The organism is Eubacterium sp. CAG:161 (assembly GCF_000432355.1).
GTDB lineage: Bacteria > Bacillota > Clostridia > Lachnospirales > Lachnospiraceae > Eubacterium_G > Eubacterium_G segne.
The window spans coordinates 1-18913 of record NZ_HF991852.1 but is presented as its reverse complement, the minus strand read 5'-3'; the positions used below and the strand labels follow the sequence as shown (position 1 = coordinate 18913).

Genomic DNA, 18913 nt, shown 5'->3' with positions numbered 1-18913 from the left:
GATATGGCTACATCAACAGTAGGCGGAAGCACAATGATTGATGGTTTCGTTGCAGCATTAAAGGGTCATAAGGTTGGAGACAAGTTTACAAAGAAACTTAAATTCCCATCAAATTATGGCAAAACAACTCAGATTGATGGAAAAAATGTTGATTTATCAGGAAAAGATGTTTGGTTTACATTTACTGTAAAATCACTTCAGAAAAAAGTAAAGCCTGAACTTAATGATAAGTTTGTAAAAGAAAATTACAGCACAGAGAAGCTTACAACGGTTTCAGAATACAAGGATTACTTAAAGAAGAATTTAAGAAACAACAAGATTATGAACGGCGTTTGGGAATCATATGTTGATAAGTGTAAGGTAACTAAATACAATGACAAATCAATTACTGAATATGAATCATTATTTGAATCATTTATCCAGTCAAATTACAACACAGACTTAAAGTCATATAAGGAAGCATGTAGCATGTCAGACAAAGACTGGGATGATGATGTTAAGAAAGCTATGAAGGCTAAGATGATTCCATTTGCAATCCTTAAAAAAGAGGGTGTAGACTTTGACAAGATTTACGCTGAAAAGACAAAAGAACTTGCAAAGCAGTATTCTACGGAGGTTGAGTCATTAGAAGCACAGTATGATTCATACTATGGTGCAAGCTACGGTACAGACAGCTTAAAGTATGTGGTAGCTATGCAGCAGATTATTGATATTATTGCTGATAATGTTAAGGTAGAAAAGGGTTCAGCACCTACTACAGAGCCGGCTTCAACAGAAGCAGCTACAACAGCAGAGGCAACAACAGCTGAAGAAACAACAGCAAAATAATTAAAAAATCAGGATAGATACTTTTAATCATATGTAAATTTGTTATTTAATAAACAGTTTGGTTAATTTTTTAACAATAATGCGGTTTAGTGATGACAAACAAAAAAATGATGATATAATTGTGGCTATGATGTAGCAAGGGAGTTATAAGTTTTTTATAGCTCCCTTTTTTTCTGCATCAAAATACAAGCCAGGAGGAAGAATCATGAGAAAGCACAGAAGATTTACGAGAATGTTTGGGGCGTTAGCACTTTCATTGGCATTGGCAACTACATCAATTCCGGCGTTAGATATTAATTCTAATCAGGTATACGGAACTGAAAAGGTTGAAACACCAAGTGAAGTGGCAAAGTTGGAAAATATGTTTACAACCATTGATTTAATGGATGCGACCATAAGTGAACTGACACAGGCAATGGAAAAGGGACAGGTTACATCTAAGGAATTAGTGGAAATGTATATTGACCGAATTAATGCATATGATAAGCAATTAGAACTTAATTCAATAATATCCATAAATCCTGATGCGGTAGCTCAGGCAGAAGAGTTAGATAAGGAAAGAGCAAAAGGAAACATAAAGGGTAAATTACATGGAATCCCAATTATAGTAAAAGATAATTATGATGTTGGAGGATTACCTACAACCGCAGGGTGTAAGGCTTTAATGAACTCCATTGCACCGGATGATGCATTTGTAGTTAAAAAGTTAAAGGACGCAGGGGCAATTATTTTGGCAAAGGCAAATATGTCAGAATTTGCATCAAGTGGAAGAAACTCAAGAAGTACAATAGGCGGTGCGGTACATAATCCATATGATACAACAAGAACTCCGGCCGGTTCATCAGGTGGTACCGGTGTGGCAATAACTTCAAACTTTGCTGCAGCAGGTCTTGGAACAGACACCGGTTCATCAGTAAGAGCACCGTCTACCATGAATAACCTTTTTGGTTTAAGAGTGTCTTTAGGACTTACATCAAGAGATGGAATAGTTCCATTAAGTCTTGATAATGATATTGCAGGACCGCTATGCAGAAGTGCACAGGATTTGGCACTTATGTTAAGCGTAATGGCAGGAACCGATAGCAATGATTCATGGACTAAAGATTCAGACAGCATGATACCGGCAGATGGTTATACATCATATCTAAAGGCAGATGGACTTAAAGGAAAGAAAATAGGATACCTTCAGAATTCATTTGGATATTATTATAACAACAAAGGTGAGGCAGTGGAAAATCCAAAAGAAACAGCAACATGCATGAAAAAGATAGTAGAAAGAGCTAAAAGTAATTTGAAGAAGGGCGGAGCAGAATTAGTCGATATGTCAGAAATTCTTCCTGATTCATTAATAACGTCTCTTCGTTCTAATACAGGAGTAGGAAACGTATTTGAATGGGATTTAAATAATTACTTTGCTTCATTAGGAGAAAATGCACCAATTAAATCAGTGTATGATTTAGTAACAAATTACACTTATGGTGTGGATTATACTAATGTATATGTAAGAAATCCTGCAACTTCACTAGCAGAAATGACTAATCCAAGGTCATTAGAAAGTTACACAAATGCAGTTACAAACAGGCTTAAGTTTAGAAATGAAGTAAATAAAATACTTAAAGACAATGGCATTGATGCAGTTATGTTTGTGCCTTATACACAGCCTGCTAATAAAGAGGCTGATTCACAGAATGCAAGTTATGCAAACTCTGCAAATTATACAAGTCATTTCGGACCAACAGCAGGATTACCGGAAATGGCTGTTCCAATGGGATTATGTGATACATATGAAACTTTGGGATATGATAAAGATATGCCCATGGGCTTTAATCTCTTTACAAGCTATGGCAACGAAAAAGAGTTAATAGAGATAGCTTACGGTTATCAGGAAACATCAGGATATGATAACATAAGAACAGCACCTTATACTACACCGGCATTAGAGGATAAAGACCTGGATAAATATTTAGATAACCTTATGGAAAAGGTTGATACAATAAATTATGATAATTACACTGTTTATCCACAGGGTAAAATTCAGGTAATGATTAATAAGTATGCTAAGGCAGCAGATGTAGATGAAAGTGATGTGTATGCAACTTACAGCGCGGCATATGATTTGGCAAAAGCATATGATAAGGTAATGGATGTTTTAGATGAAAATGTTAAAACAGTGAAGGTGGTTAAGGCACCAGGTAAGGGAAAAATCACAAAGATTACAAGAGCTAAAAACAACAAGAGTGTTAAACTCAGTCTTAAAAAGCTTTCAGGAGCAAAAGGATATGAGGTAAAATACTCTACAGGAACAAAGTTTAGCAAAAAAACTACTAAGACCATTTACACTGCTAAAACAACTTTTAACATTAAGAATCTGAAAAAGAATAAGAAGTATTATGTTAAGGTGAGAGCATATGTTAAAAACGGCACTTCTAAAAAATACGGGGCATGGTCAGCTGTTAAAACAATAAAAATAAAGAAATAGAAAACTTAAAAATTAGAATTTAAAAATACAAAAGGAACCCATGTCAGCTTATGACTGATATGGGTTCTACTTTATTCTTCCGTTATAGGTGGTATAAAGTTTTCAATTGCATTACGAAGTTTGGGGTGGCGGATAACAAAATGAATTAATCTACAGTTTTAATGGTAATGCAAATTATGCCGGTGCAACATTTGATGACGGAAATGGTGGGAAGACTAATACAGGTAGCATTAAAATAAAAATTAATGAAGAAAAATCACAATTTACCAAAGTAGTAAGACCTGGTATAGCGAAAGTAAAAAAAGCCATAAAGAAGAAATCTTCATCAAAAATCAAAATAAGTCTTAAGAAAGTGAAAAAAGCCAAGGGATATTATGTACAGATTTCTAAATCTAAGAAGTTTAAAAAAGTTCTTGTAAAGAAATATGTAAAGAAAGTATCCTTTACAATTAAGGGCAAAAAACTTAAGAACAAAAAGAAACTTTACGTTAGGGCAAAGTCTTATGTACTTAAAGGAAAGATAAAGATTTATTCAAAGAAGTGGTCAAAAGTGAAGAAGGTTAAAATCAGGAGATAAATTGGGGAGATAAATTTCATAATAGAAAGTATTGTATAATATTTTTAAAATATGATAATATATATAACAGATTTGAAGGAGGAAAGTCATATACTAAATCAATTAAGGTGGACAAGATGAACATAAACATTCAGCAGTTAGAGGGATTAGAGATAAGCAAGTACATTATATTTGACATAAGAGATAACATTGCCTATATGCATGGATACATACCGGGAGCACTTAATGTAAAGCCGGAAGATGTGGAAGAAGAGGCGAAAAAGTACAGGGATAAAAAAATTATTATCTGCTGTAAAATGGGACAAATCAGCGAAGAAGTGGCAGAAAATCTTTGTCAGAAGGGCTACAATGCATACAATTTAGAAGGCGGATATCAGGCGTGGCTTCTTGAAAGGCTGAATAAAGACACCGTGGCAGGAGACATAGAAAAAAGTATTCAGAAGAAGTTTAGAAAAAAGATTTGGAGCAAATTTACAAAGGCAATAAATCAATATCAGCTGGTACTGCCGGGAGATAAGATTGCAGTGTGTATTTCCGGAGGAAAAGATTCAATGCTTATGGCAAAGCTTTTTCAGGAATTAAAAAGACACAGTAAATTTGATTTTGACGTGGAATACCTGGTTATGGATCCGGGATATAGTCCTGCTAACAGGAAGATAATTGAAGGTAATGCAAAAAAATTAAATATTCCTGTTACAATATTTGAATCAGATATATTTGAGTCAGTGTTTAACATAGAAAAATCACCTTGCTATATATGTGCAAGAATGCGTAGAGGTCATCTTTACAATAAGGCAAAGGAATTAGGCTGTAACAAAATTGCATTGGGACACCATTACGATGATGTAATTGAAACAATACTTATGGGTATGCTTTACGGTTCACAGGTGCAGACTATGATGCCGAAACTTCATAGTACCAATTTTGAAGGAATGGAGCTTATAAGACCTTTGTATTTAGTGAGGGAGGATGACATAAAAGCATGGCGTGATTACAATGACCTTCATTTTATTCAGTGTGCATGCAAGTTTACAGATACCTGCACCACGTGTAATAACGGAGAAAATACATCAAAACGTTTAGAAATAAAGCAGCTTATTAAGACCATGAAAGAAACCAATCCATATGTGGAGGGGAATATTTTTAAGAGCGTTGAAAATGTAAATCTTGATACGGTAATCGCATACAAAAGCAAAGGAGTTAAGCACAACTTCTTAGACAACTATTAAAATATGGGAAGTAATTAGTGAAAATAATTGGCCAATTACTTCCCTTTTTTTGTTGCATAAAATACCTTATTGTGATAAATTTATCTCCGGATAGTATTCAGAAAAGAAACTATACCGATATAATTATTTTTTCACTATAAACTAGTGAGCGCAGCTCATATCTTTTAGAATGAGACTCATTGTCCCGAAATTAATTATGTTAAGGAGGGATGCCCATGAAATTTGGATTTATAGGAGCAGGGAAAGTCGGATTTTCCCTGGGAAAATATTTAGCTGACAATGAAATGGAAGTAGTCGGCTATTATAGTGAGTTTAAGGAAGACGCCTTAGAAGCGTCAAAATTTACAAAGTCATCAGTTTATAAAAATATTGAGGATTTAGTAAGAGATAGTGATGTCTTGTTTTTGACGGTTCCTGACGGAGCAATTGAGAAGGTCTGGAATCAGGTAAAGAAAACAGGTATTAGTGGAAAAGTTGTGTGCCATTGTAGTGGCGCTTTATCATCAAAAGTCTTTTCGGATATATCGGAACTGGGAGGTTTCGGTTATTCTATCCATCCGCTCTTTGCAGTAAGTGACAGATACAATTCATACAAGGAGCTTTCCAACAGTTATTTTACAATAGAAGGTTCACCGGAAAAAATAGGTGAAATAAGACAGATATTTGAAAAAATGGGAAATAAGATATGCATTATTTCTGCAAAGGATAAGGTTAAGTATCATGCGGCAGCAGCAATAGCAAGCAACCTTGTGGTAGGTCTTATTGATTTAAGTGAAAAACTGCTGATGGAATGCGGATTTGAAAGAGACGAGGCAGGAGATGCCTTAGCACCTATAGTGTGGGGCAATATAAAACACATATTAAATAATGGTGTGGTAGAAGCACTTACAGGCCCTATAGAGCGTGGAGATGCGGATACCATTAAAAAGCATTTAGCGACAATTAGTGGAAATGACAGGGAAACATATATTGCAGTGTCCCGTCAGGTGTTAGAGGTTGCCAAAAGAAAAAATAAGGATAGAGATTATAGTAAAATAGAGGAGATTTTGAAATGAAGAATACAGTAAATACACTTTTACAGCAGAAAAAAGATGGAAACAAAATAACAATGCTTACATGTTATGATTATTCAACAGCCAAGTTAATGGAAGAAGTAGGGGTAAACACTATTTTAGTGGGAGACTCATTGGGAAATACAATGCTTGGCTATGAAGATACCATACAGGTTACAATGGAGGATATGATTCACCACAGCGCAGCGGTATCAAGAGGTCTTAAGAATACTTTATTAGTTTGTGATATGCCATTTATGTCCTATCAGACATCAGTTTATGATGCAGTGGTAAATGCAGGCAGACTTATGAAGGAAGGACACGCTAACATGGTTAAATTAGAAGGTGGCGTGGAGGTTGTACCACAGATAGAAGCAATAGTTAAGGCTTCAATTCCTGTTTGCGCCCACATTGGACTTACACCTCAGTCAATTAATGCATTTGGCGGTTTTAAGGTACAGGGAAAAACGGAAGCTGCTGCAAGAAAATTAATTGAAGATGCAAAGGCGGTACAGGCAGCAGGAGCTACCATGGTTGTTCTTGAAGCAGTTCCAGCCAAGTTGGCAACAAAAATTACGGAAATGCTTGATATTCCAACTATTGGAATTGGTGCCGGAAACGGATGTGACGGACAGGTATTGGTATATCAGGATATGTTGGGAATGTTTACAGACTATGTTCCAAAATTTGTAAGACAGTTTGCCAATGTAGGTGAAGTAATGAAACAGGCATTTACAGATTACATCAATGCAGTTGGTGATGGAAGCTTTCCGAAGGAAGAAAACACATACAAAATTGATGATGAGATAATTGATAAATTATATTAAGGAGATAAAAAAATGAAGGTTGTAACAACAGTTAAAGAAGTAAGAGATTATGTAAAACAGTGGAAGAAAAATGGAGAAACAGTAGGATTTGTGCCTACTATGGGATATTTACACGAGGGACACGGAAGCCTTATTACAGCTGCAAGAAACAACAATGACAGAGTTGTAGTAAGTATTTTTGTAAACCCTATGCAGTTTGGTCCCACTGAGGACTTAGAAAGTTATCCGAGAGATTTGGAAAAAGACAGTAAATATTGTGAAAGCCTTGGGGCAGATTTAATATTCCATCCGGAACCATCAGAAATGTATCACGATGACTTTAGCACATATGTAGATATGTCAGTGCTTACAGAAGAATTATGTGGACTTAGCAGACCGGTACATTTCAGAGGTGTATGTACTGTTGTAAATAAATTATTTAATATTGTACAGCCTGATCGTGCTTATTTTGGAGAAAAGGATGCTCAGCAGTTAGCCATAATTAAACATATGGTGCAGGATTTAAATATGGACATTGAAGTTATCGGATGCCCTATTGTAAGGGAAGAAGACGGCCTTGCAAAAAGCTCAAGAAACACATATCTTTCACCGGAAGAGAGAAAGGCAGCATTAATATTAAGCCAGACAGTGGAATTATGTAAGAAGCTTATTGCTGATGGAGAGACAGACGCAGATGTTGTTGTGTCAAAAATGAAGGAAAACATTGAAAAGGAACCTTTGGCAAAAATTGATTACGTTAAGGCGGTAAATGGTTTAACAATGCAGCAGCAGAAGGAAATAAAGGCACCAATGCTTATTGCCATGGCAGTATATATTGGAAAAACAAGATTAATTGACAATTATATTTTAGGGTAAATGAAGGAGAATATATGCAGATAAATATGTTAAAAAGTAAGATTCATAGAGCAACAGTAGTTCAGTCAGAGCTTGATTATGTAGGTAGCATAACCGTAGATGAGGCGTTGATGGAAGCTGCAGGAATATATGAATACGAAAAGGTACAGATAGCCGATGTAAACAATGGCAACAGATTTGAAACTTATGTTATTGCCGGTGAGAGAAATTCAGGAATGATTTGTCTTAACGGGGCAGCAGCTCACATGGTGAATATTGGAGATAAAATCATTATTATGTGTTATGCACAAATGACACCTGAGGAAGCAAAGAAAAATAAGCCTAAGGTTGTTTTTGTGGATGATGATAATAAGATGACAAGGCTTACAAATTATGAAAAGCACGGTAAGTTGTTTGACATAATGAAGGAAGCATAGTTAATGGAGTTTTGTATGGATAAAATATTGCAGAATAAAACAGTTGTATTGGGAGTTACAGGCAGTATTGCAGCTTATAAAATAGCTAATTTAGCCAGTATGCTGGTAAAAAAAGGGGCAAAGGTTCACGTTATTATGACGAAAAATGCCACAAATTTTATTAATCCCATAACTTTTGAAACCCTTACGGGAAATAAGTGTCTTGTGGATACCTTTGACAGAAATTTTGAATTTAGCGTGGAACATGTTTCATTGGCAAAGGCGGCAGATGTATTTATGGTGGCTCCTGCCAGTGCCAATGTTATAGGCAAAATAGCAAATGGAATAGCAGATGATATGCTTACAACTACTATTATGGCAGCTAAATGCCATAAAATCATATCGCCTGCAATGAATACCAACATGTTTGAAAATCCTATTGTTCAGGACAACATAGCAAAGTTAAAAAACTATGGTTACGAAGTAATAGAGCCTGATAGCGGATATCTTGCATGTGGAGATGTGGGAGCAGGGAAAATGCCTGACCCGGAGGTTTTAGAAAGTTATATTATTAAGGAAGTTGCTTTTGAAAAGGACTTAAAGGGAAAGAAGGTTTTAATTACTGCGGGTCCTACCATGGAAAAAATTGACCCTGTGAGATTTATAAGTAATCATTCCACAGGAAAGATGGGATATGCCCTGGCAAAAATTGCCATGCTTCGTGGTGCAGATGTTACCTTGGTTACAGGAAAAACATACATTAAAAAGCCTGATTTTGTAAAAATAGTTGAAGCCTACAGTGCAAAGGAAATGTTTAATGCAGTTAATGGTGAATTTGAAAATCAGGATATTGTAATTATGAGTGCAGCCGTAGCTGATTATCGGCCAAAAACAGTGGCTTTAGAAAAAATCAAAAAGCAGGATAAGGATGCTGTCATTGAGTTGCAGCGCACAGATGATATTTTAGGAACAATGTCTGCTAAAAAGACAAAACAGTTTATGTGTGGATTTTCAATGGAAACAGAAAATATGATTGAAAATTCCAAGGCAAAACTTAAAAAGAAGAATCTGGATATGATTTGTGCCAACAACTTAAAGGTATCAGGTGCCGGTTTTGGAACAGACACTAATGTAGTAACAATCATAACAGAGGATGGCGCAAATGAACTTCCTATTGAGTCTAAGGAAAAGGTGGCATATGATATTATAAGTGAGATTGTTGGAAGGTTGTAATGGTAGGCGGATTTTTGAGGAAGATAGATTTCTGAAAAAATTATATTAGGATTTGTGGAAAGGATTTTACATGAAGAATATTGTATATAAAATGTTATCAGCCATTGTGACACTGGCGGTTCTTATAGGTTGCATAACCATTGGCACGGGAACTGTTTTTGCGGCAACTGCTCCATGGACTAAAAATGAAAATGGACAGTTTGTAAATGGAAATGGTGACATAATAAAAGGTGCAACTATGAAAGGTATTGACGTAAGTCATTACAACGGCAACATAGATTGGAAAACAGTAGCTGAAAGTGATATAGATTATGCCATTATACGATGCGGATACGGCAATGATCAGACCAATCAGGACGATAAATATTGGCAGCAAAATGTGAAAGGTTGCGAAGATAATAACATTCCATATGGTGTGTATATTTATTCCTATGCTACTACTAAAGAAATGGCATTAAGTGAGGCAAAACACGTTTTAAGACTTGTTGACGGTCATAAATTAAGCTTTCCTATATATTATGATGTGGAGGCTGATGTTCAGAAGAAGCTTACTAAGTCACAGATTACAGAATTAATAGACACTTTTTCTAAGGAAATAATGAAGCAGGGTTATGAATGTGGAGTATATTCTAATTTAGACTGGTGGATTAATAGAATAGAGAGCAAAGTGGCTACAAATCCTAATTATTTTAAGTGGGTTGCACAATATAACAATGTGGGAACAAACTTTGGTTATAATTATGAAATGTGGCAATATACGGAGTCAGGAACAGTGGCTGGTGTAAATGGAAAGTGTGATATTAATTTCTGGTTGGCACCGGTAAGAGATAGTACATACAATGCAAGAAATTATAAGCCTATAATTGAACCGGCAACTGAAAAGCCAACAACTAAGCCGGCAGTTAAGGTTACTGCACCAAAAACTTCCACCATCAGCAAGCTTGCCAAAGGAAAGAAAAGTGCTAAGATAAGCATCAAAAAAGTTAAAGGAATAAAAGGATATCAGATACAATATTCCACTGTTAAATCCTTTAAGAAAAAAAATACCAAAACAAAAACAACCACAAAAAATGTTCTTACCATAAAGAAATTAAAGTCCAAAAAAGTATATTATTTTAGAGTTAAAGCTTACAAAATGGATGGAAAGAAAAAGGTATATTCAAAGAAGTGGAGTAAGGTTAAGAAGGTAAGAGTAAAATAGTGAAGCAGAAATAGGGGAAAAGTAGGAGTAAGGAAACAAAGGAAAAATAGAATGGTAAAATAGAAATCTCCGTTTTCAGGTTTTAAAACTTAGAAGCCGGAGATTTTTTGCGTAAAATCAAATAAATAAAGAGCCGGGCTCTAAGGATTATAAATCGTTAAAGCCACAGCCCGAAGTTACAGAATTGATTCCTAATAGGGATTTCCATTAAAATCTTTATGAAATTCATTTGATAAAGAAGTGTCGCGTTCTACTGCGTTATTGAAATCATTAATTAAAAATACGGCATTTTTAACGGAATTCCTCAGAACTTTATATAAAAATTTTGTTTGCTGTCTGCATTTTTTGTTAATACCTGGTTTAATAACGTGACCGTTTAGTTTTTTATAATTCATAGTCATATGGAAACAGGTATCTATGAGATGTCTTTTGAAAAATCCCGGAGCTACAAAAAATCTTTTTAAAAATTTCATCCATTTAAGACTTTCTAAAATAATTTTAGAAGATAAATTTTCATAAAATGAAACCATGCTTAATGCAGTTTCCCTGTTTGCAGGAATAAGGTAATCCATAGGGTAATATTGGGGGATATAATTATCCTTTGATATCATAAGATGTTCTAAGTCACCCTCTATTTCAACATGACCGCAGCCTGTTATTTCCATAAATTTATTTACATAAGGATGGCAATTGCAGTCAAGGGTAAAATGGCATATAAATCCCAAAATATAACTATATTCAGGGCTGTTTTTGCCATATTTTTTTATAACGGAAACAGCATGTTCCATAAAATCATAAACATCCTGCCTATGATGTTTAACACCAGTCTGGTTTATTTTATTAATATAAAATGCTCTGTAAAAAAACAGAAAATCCGGTCCTTGAAGTCCTATGCGGAAGGAGTCAGGAAATTTTCGTATAATATCTTTTGTGTCGCCAGATAATTTGGCAATGACTAATTTGCCAAATTTATTATGTGCATAAGTTGATGGCATAAAATCACCCCCATAAAATAACTTTACCTTAGTTTAACACATAAGGAAAGAAGATAAAACATTAAAATTTGCAGGTTGTATTTGGATAAAACATTAAGTATGTCAGTTGCATTTTAGCAGACAATATTGTACAGTAAATAAATAGCTTTGACAGGGTAGAACATTTAGCGGAGCCTGATTAATGAAAAATTAAATGAAAATTATCAGGTTAATGAATGTATTTAACCGAATTATTTGTATGTGAAAATTCATTTTATTATATGTTACGATTGGAGAAAAAATGTCAGGAAAATTAATGTCAGATAAATTTAGAGCATTATCATTTACGGCAAAAATTCAATATATTTGGGAATTTTATAAATTAAGAATTACTATTGTGGTTCTGTCCATTGCCCTTGGGACGGCAATAATACATGGAGTGGCAACAAATAATAGAAAACCATTGTACTGTGCAGTGTTTAATGACTTAAATAACGAAAAAATAGAGGATCGTGTTAAGGAAAAGTATTCCGAGTACACAGGTTGCAAAAAAAATGATATTAAAGTGGACACGGGATATGGTTTTAAAATGTCAGATGAATACGGTTACAACCGCATTGATGCAGGCTCATCCATTAGATTTATGAGTGTTCAGTCAGCAAAAGAAATGGATGTAATTATTACTGACAGAAGCTCACTTTTATGGGTAAAAAGTGAAGGTTTTCTTGTTGGGGTAAAGGATGTGTTGCCGGAGGATTTATACAAGAAATTGGAACCATATTTTGTGTATGCCAGGTTTGAAAAAGAAACAGACAAGGATAAAAATGACGGTGTAGTATATGGACTTGATATATCTGATACTGAATTTTACAAGGGTTACAGTGATAATTACAAGGATGCAGTTATAGCTTTTCCGGAATTCTCTAAAAATAAAGAGGCGGCAGTAAAATTTGTAAAATGCGTATACGGCATAAAAGAGTAGGACACTGTGAATTAGGAAAAAACATAAAAACTACAGGTACCGGTTTTCAAATATATTGAAGACCGGTATTTTTGTATCCGGACGGGGAATGTTTATAAATTTGAATTTCCAAATTTTTGGGCTTGATTTATATTTCAAAATGGGATATACTAAACGAAACAGAACAAATGTTCGAGAAAAAGGAGCAGACAATGGAAATACAGCAGGACATGACCATTTCAGAAAAATTAAAAATTCTTACAGATGCAGCCAAGTATGATGTTGCCTGCACCAGCAGTGGCGTTGACAGGAATAATAAAGGTAAGGGTATGGGAGATGCCCATGCCTGTGGCATTTGTCATACTTTTGCTTCAGACGGAAGATGTGTTTCTTTATTAAAAATTTTATATACAAATGAATGTATTTATGATTGTAAATATTGCATTAACAGAAAGTCTAATGATGTGAAGAGGGCTTCTTTTACACCGGATGAAGTGTGTAGGCTGACCATGGAATTTTACAGAAGAAACTATATTGAAGGTCTTTTTTTAAGCTCAGGCATTTTAAAAAGCCCTGATTTTACTATGGGACTTATATATGAAACACTGTGGAAGCTTCGTAATGAACATCATTTTTTCGGATACATTCATGTAAAGGCAATTCCCGGAGCTTCGCCGGAAATCATTGAAAAAATAGGATTTTTAGCAGACAGAATGAGCACTAATCTGGAGTTACCTACTAAGGAGAGTCTAAAAGCACTGGCTCCTAATAAGAATCAGAAGAATATACTTGCACCTATGCGGCAGATACAGGCTGGAAGCGGAAATCTTATTGCCCCGGTGAATGATGGATACAGTCTTGTTACAAGAAGGGGTAACAAGATGAAGTCTAAGTTTGTTCCGGCAGGTCAGAGCACCCAGATGATTATCGGGGCAACTCCTGAGACAGATTATCAGCTAATGTCTGTAACAGAATATATGTATAAGGAATACAAGATGAAGAGGGTGTTTTATTCAGCATTTGTTAATGTAAATCATAACATTGATGCACCTGCACCGGTAGGTACTAATCCGCTTTTGCGGGAACACAGGCTGTATCAGGCAGACTGGCTTTTAAGATATTACGGTTTTATGGTAAATGAACTTTTAAATGAAAAAAGACCTAATTTTAACGTGGTTTTAGACCCAAAATGTGACTGGGCAGTAAATCATCTGGAGCGGTTTCCGGTGGAAATTATGAGGGCAGATTATTATACATTGTTGAGGGTTCCGGGAATTGGAGTAAAGTCAGCTAAAAGAATTACATCAGCAAGGAGATATAACAATCTTAATTTTGAAAGTTTGAAAAAGATGGGAGTTGTATTAAAAAGGGCAGCTTATTTTATTACCTGCAACGGGAAAACTATGTTTCCTCTTAATATGAATCAGGATTTTATAGCCAGAAGTCTTGCAGATACAGATAAAAGGCAGACATACGCTATAGAGCAGGATACAACATATAAGCAGATGACCCTTATGGATATGGGAGTGAGAGTTAATGAATAATATTACGTTAGTTTGCCATGAAAGTTTTGATGGAATAATGACTGCCGTTTATGACGGCTGGGTATATATGAATAGAGGATACAATGTGAGCATACATCCGGGGGAAAATTACGCACCTACATTTTTCTCTCAATTTGTGCCTGTTGAGACAGATTTGGAAAAGGCGGTAAAGGTAGCTAAGTCTATCAGGGTAAAGATATCATTAGAGGCATATACGATGGTTTTCAGAGCATGCATGCATTATGAAGAAGACCGGGGGGATGCCGTTTTCGGTTTCCTGAAAGTTGGATATAATGTTGGGGCAAAGGTAACTAAAATGCTGGGAAATGAGTATGTGATGCGGGTTATGGAATTAAGCAGAAAAGCAGTAAATGAGGCACATTTATATAAGGGATTTATTAGATTTGATGAATTGAGGGGAGGAGTTTTATTTGGAAAAATTGAGCCTAAGTGTGATGTTATTCCTCTTTTAACAGAGCATTTTAAAAACAGATTTCCAGGAGAAGACTGGATTATATATGACACAAAAAGAAAAAAGTCAGCAGTTCACAGGCATGATTCAGAGGTTATTTTAGTTGAAGGAAGAGATATAGAAGTAGTAACTGAGGGACTTCAAAAGGATGATGAATACAGAGATTTATGGAAGGTGTTTTTTGATACAATAGGTATTGATGAAAGGTACAATCCGAAATGCCAGCAGACAAATCTTCCACAATGGTACCGAAAGTATATGATAGAAATGAAATAATATTACAAATATTACAAAGATTTAAGCGTATTTTCTTCACTTTTTATTGCTTTAGTGTTATACTAACCGAAGTAGTTTTGCCATATTGTAATGGTTGGCAAAATTAATAACACAAGATTTATTGTACTATTCTAGGAGGAATCGATGAGCAAAGTTAAACGTGTGTATGTAGAGAAAAAACAGCCATATGCTGTTACTGCAAAAGAACTTACAGAGGATATTAAAGGATATCTGGAGATTGATGGTTTAAAAGAAGTTAGGGTTCTTGTAAGATATGATGTTGAAAATCTTTCAGAGGACACATATAAAAAGGCATTAACTTCAGTATTTTCAGAACCGCCTGTTGATGATGTTTATGAAGAAACATTCCCATATGATGAAGCAAATTCAAAAGTATTTAGTGTTGAGTTTTTGCCGGGACAGTTTGATCAGAGAGCAGATTCAGCGGTACAGTGTGTTAAGTTTTTAAACGAGGATGAGAATCCTGTTATAAAAACAGCTACAACATATGTTTTAGTTGGCGATATATCAGATGCAGAATTTGAGCAGATTAAAAATTACTGCATAAATCCGGTAGATTCAAGAGAAACAGGCTTGGAAAAACCGGAAACTTTAGTTACAGAGTTTGAAGAACCGGCAGATGTTATTATATTTGACGGATTTAAAGATATGGAAGAAAAGCCTCTTAAAGAGCTTTATGATTCCCTTGGACTGGCTATGACATTTAAGGATTTTCTTCATATCCAGAATTATTTCAAAAATGAAGAAAACAGAGATCCATCCATGACAGAAATAAGAGTGTTGGATACTTATTGGTCTGACCATTGCCGTCACACTACATTTAACACTGAACTTACAGATGTTAAGTTTGATGAAGGATATTTCAATGAACCAATTGAGAAAACCTATGAGAGTTATTTAGATACCAGAAAAGACGTTTTTGGTGAAAGAAAAGATAAGTTTGTATGCCTTATGGATTTAGCACTTATAGCTATGAGAAAGTTAAAGAAGGAAGGCAAGTTAGATGATCAGGAAAAATCAGATGAAATTAACGCATGTAGTATTGTGGTGCCTGTAGAAGTAGATGGACAGACAGAGGAATGGTTAGTAAACTTCAAAAATGAAACACATAACCATCCTACAGAAATTGAACCTTTTGGTGGCGCAGCAACGTGTCTTGGAGGAGCTATAAGAGATCCGTTGTCAGGACGTACTTATGTATATCAGGCTATGCGTGTTACAGGAGCAGCAGATCCTACTAAGCCAATGAGTGAAACTCTTCACGGAAAGCTTCCACAGAAGAAATTAGTTCAGGGTGCCGCTAACGGATATAGTTCATATGGAAACCAGATAGGTCTTGCAACAGGATTGGTAAAAGAAATTTATCATCCTGATTATGTTGCAAAGAGAATGGAAATAGGTGCAGTTATGGGTGCAGCCCCAAGACGTGCCGTTCAGAGATTAACATCTGATCCGGGAGATATTATTATTCTTCTTGGTGGAAGAACAGGACGTGACGGATGTGGTGGAGCAACAGGCTCATCAAAGATTCACACAGAAGAGTCTATTGAAACATGTGGTGCAGAAGTACAGAAAGGTAACGCACCTACAGAACGTAAGTTACAGAGATTATTTAGAAGAGAAGAGGTCAGCCACATAATTAAGAAATGTAATGACTTTGGTGCCGGCGGTGTGTCAGTAGCTATTGGCGAATTGGCAGACGGACTTCATGTAAATTTAGATAAAGTTCCTAAGAAATATGCAGGATTAGACGGGACAGAAATAGCTATTTCAGAATCTCAGGAAAGAATGGCTGTTGTAGTTGATAAAGATGACGTAGAACAGTTCCTTAAGTATGCAAATGAAGAGAACTTAGAAGCTACAGTTGTAGCTTACGTTACAGAAGAACCTAGACTGGTTCTTGAATGGAGAGGAAAGGAAATTGTTAATATTTCAAGAGCTTTCCTTGATACAAACGGTGCTCATCAGGAAACAACAGTTGAGGTGGATATGCCTGATGAAGAAAAGAATTTCTTCAAGAAACCGGTTGTAGATGATGTAAAAGATAAGTGGCTTGAAACATTATCAGATTTAAATGTATGTTCACAGAAGGGACTTGTTGAAAAGTTTGACGGTTCAATTGGAGCAGGTTCAGTGTTTATGCCACATGGTGGAAAATACCAGAAGACAGAAACACAGACTATGGTGGCAAAGTTACCTGTACTTAAAGGAAAATGTGATACGGTAACAATGATGAGTTATGGATTTGATCCGTATCTTTCAAGTTGGAGCCCATATCACGGGGCAATTTACGCAGTAGTTGACTCTATTGCAAAAGTAGTTGCCAGTGGTGGTGATTATAAGAAGATTCGTATGACTTTCCAGGAATACTTTAGAAGAATGACTGAAGAACCACGTCGTTGGAGCCAGCCATTTGCAGCACTTCTTGGTGCATATGACGCACAGATGGGATTTGGTTTACCATCAATAGGTGGTAAGGATAGTATGTCAGGAACATTTAATGATATTGATGTACCACCGACACTGGTTTCATTTGCAGTGGATGTTGCAAAGGAAAAAGATATTATAACACCTGAATTTAAAGCAGCAGGTAATAAGATTGTTAAATTTGAAATTGTAAGAGATCAGTATGAGAAGCCTGTTTATGAAGAAGTGATGAAGCTATACGATAAGATTCATGACATGATTCAGAATGGAGTAATTATTTCAGCATATGCTCTTGAAAGCAAGGGTATTATACCGGCAGTAAGTAAGATGGCATTTGGTAATAACATTGGTGTAAGCATCAGCGGAAGAATACCTGGCGCTGATTTGTTCGCACCATCATTTGGTGATATTATTGCTGAAATACCGGCAGATAAATTAGATGATATAACAGCAAGCTATGTTTTAATAGGTGAAACAAATGATAAGGCTACATTTGAATATGGCTACGATTCAATACCTATGGATGAAGCATTAAAGGTATGGGAGAAGCCATTAGAGAAGGTATTCCCAACAAGAAGTCATAATGATAAGTCATTATTAGATACACCTGTTTATGACAAGGGCAGCATATATGTATGTAAGAATAAAGTAGCAAAACCAACAGTATTTATTCCTGTATTTCCGGGAACAAACTGTGAATATGACTCAGCTAAGGCTTTTGAAAATGCAGGTGCAAATGTTATAACAAAGGTATTTAAAAACCTTACACCTGAAGATATCAGAGATTCAGTTAATATCTTTGAAAGGGCTATTTCACAGGCACAGATTATTATGTTCCCAGGTGGATTTAGTGCAGGTGATGAACCTGACGGTTCAGCTAAGTTCTTTGCTACAGCATTTAGAAATGCAAAGATTGAAGAGGCAGTACACAAATTGCTTAACGAGAGAGACGGTTTGGCATTAGGTATTTGTAATGGATTTCAGGCACTTATAAAGTTAGGCTTGGTTCCTAACGGAAAAATTACAGGACAGGATATTAATTCGCCAACACTTACTTATAACACAATTAACCGTCACGTATCAAAGATGGTATATACAAAGGTTGTATCTAATAAGTCGCCTTGGTTACAGAAAGCAGAATTAGGTGGTGTATATGTAAATCCTGCATCCCATGGAGAAGGAAGATTTGTAGCACCTGAAAGCTGCATAAAAGAATTGTTTGCTAACGGTCAGGTAGCAACACAGTATGTAAACGAACAGGGTATACCAACAATGGATGAAGAGTGGAATGTAAATGGTTCATACTATGCAATAGAAGGTATAACAAGTCCGGATGGAAGATGCTTAGGTAAAATGGCTCACATAGAAAGAAAAGGCACATCAGTTGCCACAAACATCTATGGTGAACAAGACCTTAAAGTCTTTGAATCAGGCGTTGAATACTTTTCGTAAGCAAAGCCATGCATAAATAAAAGTGAAAAGGCTCGATGAAAGCTTGCTTTCAAGAGAGCATTTTCACTTTTATTTATATAGGGCGCAGCCCGAAACGAAATAGACCGAAG

General features: G+C 35.6%; 15 protein-coding genes. 14 read left to right on the top strand and 1 reads right to left on the bottom strand.

What is annotated here, in order from left to right; all coding sequences use genetic code 11:
* The 10 genes from Q5O30_RS02160 to Q5O30_RS02115 form a co-directional block, all read left to right on the top strand.
* A partial coding sequence (locus tag Q5O30_RS02160; RefSeq protein WP_370553098.1) for a hypothetical protein occupies nucleotides 1-828 on the top strand: 828 nt, incomplete at its 5' end.
* Between the two features lie 205 nt (nucleotides 829-1033).
* Entirely contained in the window at nucleotides 1034-3307 is a 2274-nt protein-coding gene (locus Q5O30_RS02155) for an amidase (protein WP_021952120.1), read from the top strand.
* 352 nt (nucleotides 3308-3659) lie between these two features.
* On the top strand, nucleotides 3660-3884 hold the full coding sequence (locus Q5O30_RS02150) for a hypothetical protein (RefSeq protein WP_021952119.1): 225 nt from the start codon (nucleotides 3660-3662) through the stop codon (nucleotides 3882-3884).
* A gap of 116 nt (nucleotides 3885-4000) precedes the next feature.
* Nucleotides 4001-5113 (top strand): ATP-binding protein, encoded by a 1113-nt coding sequence (locus Q5O30_RS02145; RefSeq protein ID WP_021952118.1) that lies wholly within the window; start codon nucleotides 4001-4003, stop codon nucleotides 5111-5113.
* A 215-nt stretch (nucleotides 5114-5328) separates the two neighbouring features.
* A complete protein-coding gene (locus Q5O30_RS02140; RefSeq protein ID WP_021952117.1) occupies nucleotides 5329-6168 on the top strand; it encodes a Rossmann-like and DUF2520 domain-containing protein in 840 nt (279 codons plus the stop codon).
* Nucleotides 6165-6992, top strand: coding sequence for a 3-methyl-2-oxobutanoate hydroxymethyltransferase (gene panB, locus Q5O30_RS02135; RefSeq protein WP_021952116.1), 828 nt, complete (start codon nucleotides 6165-6167; stop codon nucleotides 6990-6992). Before Q5O30_RS02140 ends, panB begins: the two co-directional genes overlap by 4 nt.
* 12 nt (nucleotides 6993-7004) lie before the next feature.
* Nucleotides 7005-7847 carry a pantoate--beta-alanine ligase gene (gene panC / locus Q5O30_RS02130; RefSeq protein ID WP_021952115.1) on the top strand — a complete coding sequence of 281 codons (843 nt, stop codon included), beginning with the start codon at nucleotides 7005-7007 and terminating at the stop codon, nucleotides 7845-7847.
* Between the two features lie 14 nt (nucleotides 7848-7861).
* Nucleotides 7862-8263, top strand: coding sequence for an aspartate 1-decarboxylase (gene panD / locus Q5O30_RS02125; protein ID WP_021952114.1), 402 nt, complete (start codon nucleotides 7862-7864; stop codon nucleotides 8261-8263).
* Between the two features lie 24 nt (nucleotides 8264-8287).
* Complete coding sequence (coaBC, locus tag Q5O30_RS02120; protein ID WP_302674536.1) at nucleotides 8288-9475, top strand: bifunctional phosphopantothenoylcysteine decarboxylase/phosphopantothenate--cysteine ligase CoaBC; 1188 nt, start codon at nucleotides 8288-8290, stop codon at nucleotides 9473-9475.
* Nucleotides 9476-9545: 70 nt separating this feature from the next.
* Entirely contained in the window at nucleotides 9546-10676 is a 1131-nt protein-coding gene (locus tag Q5O30_RS02115; RefSeq protein ID WP_021952112.1) for a glycoside hydrolase family 25 protein, read from the top strand.
* 191 nt (nucleotides 10677-10867) lie between these two features.
* Here the strand turns inward: Q5O30_RS02115 and Q5O30_RS02110 are convergent, their stop codons facing one another.
* Nucleotides 10868-11671 (bottom strand): zinc dependent phospholipase C family protein, encoded by an 804-nt coding sequence (locus Q5O30_RS02110; protein ID WP_021952111.1) that lies wholly within the window; start codon nucleotides 11669-11671, stop codon nucleotides 10868-10870.
* Nucleotides 11672-11951: 280 nt separating this feature from the next.
* Between Q5O30_RS02110 and Q5O30_RS02105 the strand changes: the two genes are divergently transcribed.
* From Q5O30_RS02105 to Q5O30_RS02090, 4 genes are all read left to right on the top strand, one after another.
* Nucleotides 11952-12632, top strand: coding sequence for a hypothetical protein (locus Q5O30_RS02105; protein WP_021952110.1), 681 nt, complete (start codon nucleotides 11952-11954; stop codon nucleotides 12630-12632).
* A 191-nt stretch (nucleotides 12633-12823) separates the two neighbouring features.
* Nucleotides 12824-14155, top strand: coding sequence for a putative DNA modification/repair radical SAM protein (locus Q5O30_RS02100; RefSeq protein WP_021952109.1), 1332 nt, complete (start codon nucleotides 12824-12826; stop codon nucleotides 14153-14155).
* Entirely contained in the window at nucleotides 14148-14903 is a 756-nt protein-coding gene (locus Q5O30_RS02095; protein ID WP_021952108.1) for a TIGR03915 family putative DNA repair protein, read from the top strand. Before Q5O30_RS02100 ends, Q5O30_RS02095 begins: the two co-directional genes overlap by 8 nt.
* A 144-nt stretch (nucleotides 14904-15047) precedes the next feature.
* Nucleotides 15048-18803, top strand: coding sequence for a phosphoribosylformylglycinamidine synthase (locus Q5O30_RS02090; protein WP_021952107.1), 3756 nt, complete (start codon nucleotides 15048-15050; stop codon nucleotides 18801-18803).
* The last annotated feature ends 110 nt before the right edge of the window (nucleotides 18804-18913 follow it).

Coding starts and splice junctions, on each gene's coding strand:
- Q5O30_RS02110 (WP_021952111.1), bottom strand. CDS start 11,671: ATGCCATCAACTTATGCACATAATAAATTTGGCAAATTAGTCATTGCC.
- Q5O30_RS02095 (WP_021952108.1), top strand. CDS start 14,148: ATGAATAATATTACGTTAGTTTGCCATGAAAGTTTTGATGGAATAATG.
- Q5O30_RS02155 (WP_021952120.1), top strand. CDS start 1,034: ATGAGAAAGCACAGAAGATTTACGAGAATGTTTGGGGCGTTAGCACTT.
- panD (WP_021952114.1), top strand. CDS start 7,862: ATGCAGATAAATATGTTAAAAAGTAAGATTCATAGAGCAACAGTAGTT.
- Q5O30_RS02145 (WP_021952118.1), top strand. CDS start 4,001: ATGAACATAAACATTCAGCAGTTAGAGGGATTAGAGATAAGCAAGTAC.
- Q5O30_RS02105 (WP_021952110.1), top strand. CDS start 11,952: ATGTCAGGAAAATTAATGTCAGATAAATTTAGAGCATTATCATTTACG.
- panB (WP_021952116.1), top strand. CDS start 6,165: ATGAAGAATACAGTAAATACACTTTTACAGCAGAAAAAAGATGGAAAC.
- panC (WP_021952115.1), top strand. CDS start 7,005: ATGAAGGTTGTAACAACAGTTAAAGAAGTAAGAGATTATGTAAAACAG.
- Q5O30_RS02140 (WP_021952117.1), top strand. CDS start 5,329: ATGAAATTTGGATTTATAGGAGCAGGGAAAGTCGGATTTTCCCTGGGA.
- Q5O30_RS02115 (WP_021952112.1), top strand. CDS start 9,546: ATGAAGAATATTGTATATAAAATGTTATCAGCCATTGTGACACTGGCG.
- Q5O30_RS02090 (WP_021952107.1), top strand. CDS start 15,048: ATGAGCAAAGTTAAACGTGTGTATGTAGAGAAAAAACAGCCATATGCT.
- Q5O30_RS02100 (WP_021952109.1), top strand. CDS start 12,824: ATGGAAATACAGCAGGACATGACCATTTCAGAAAAATTAAAAATTCTT.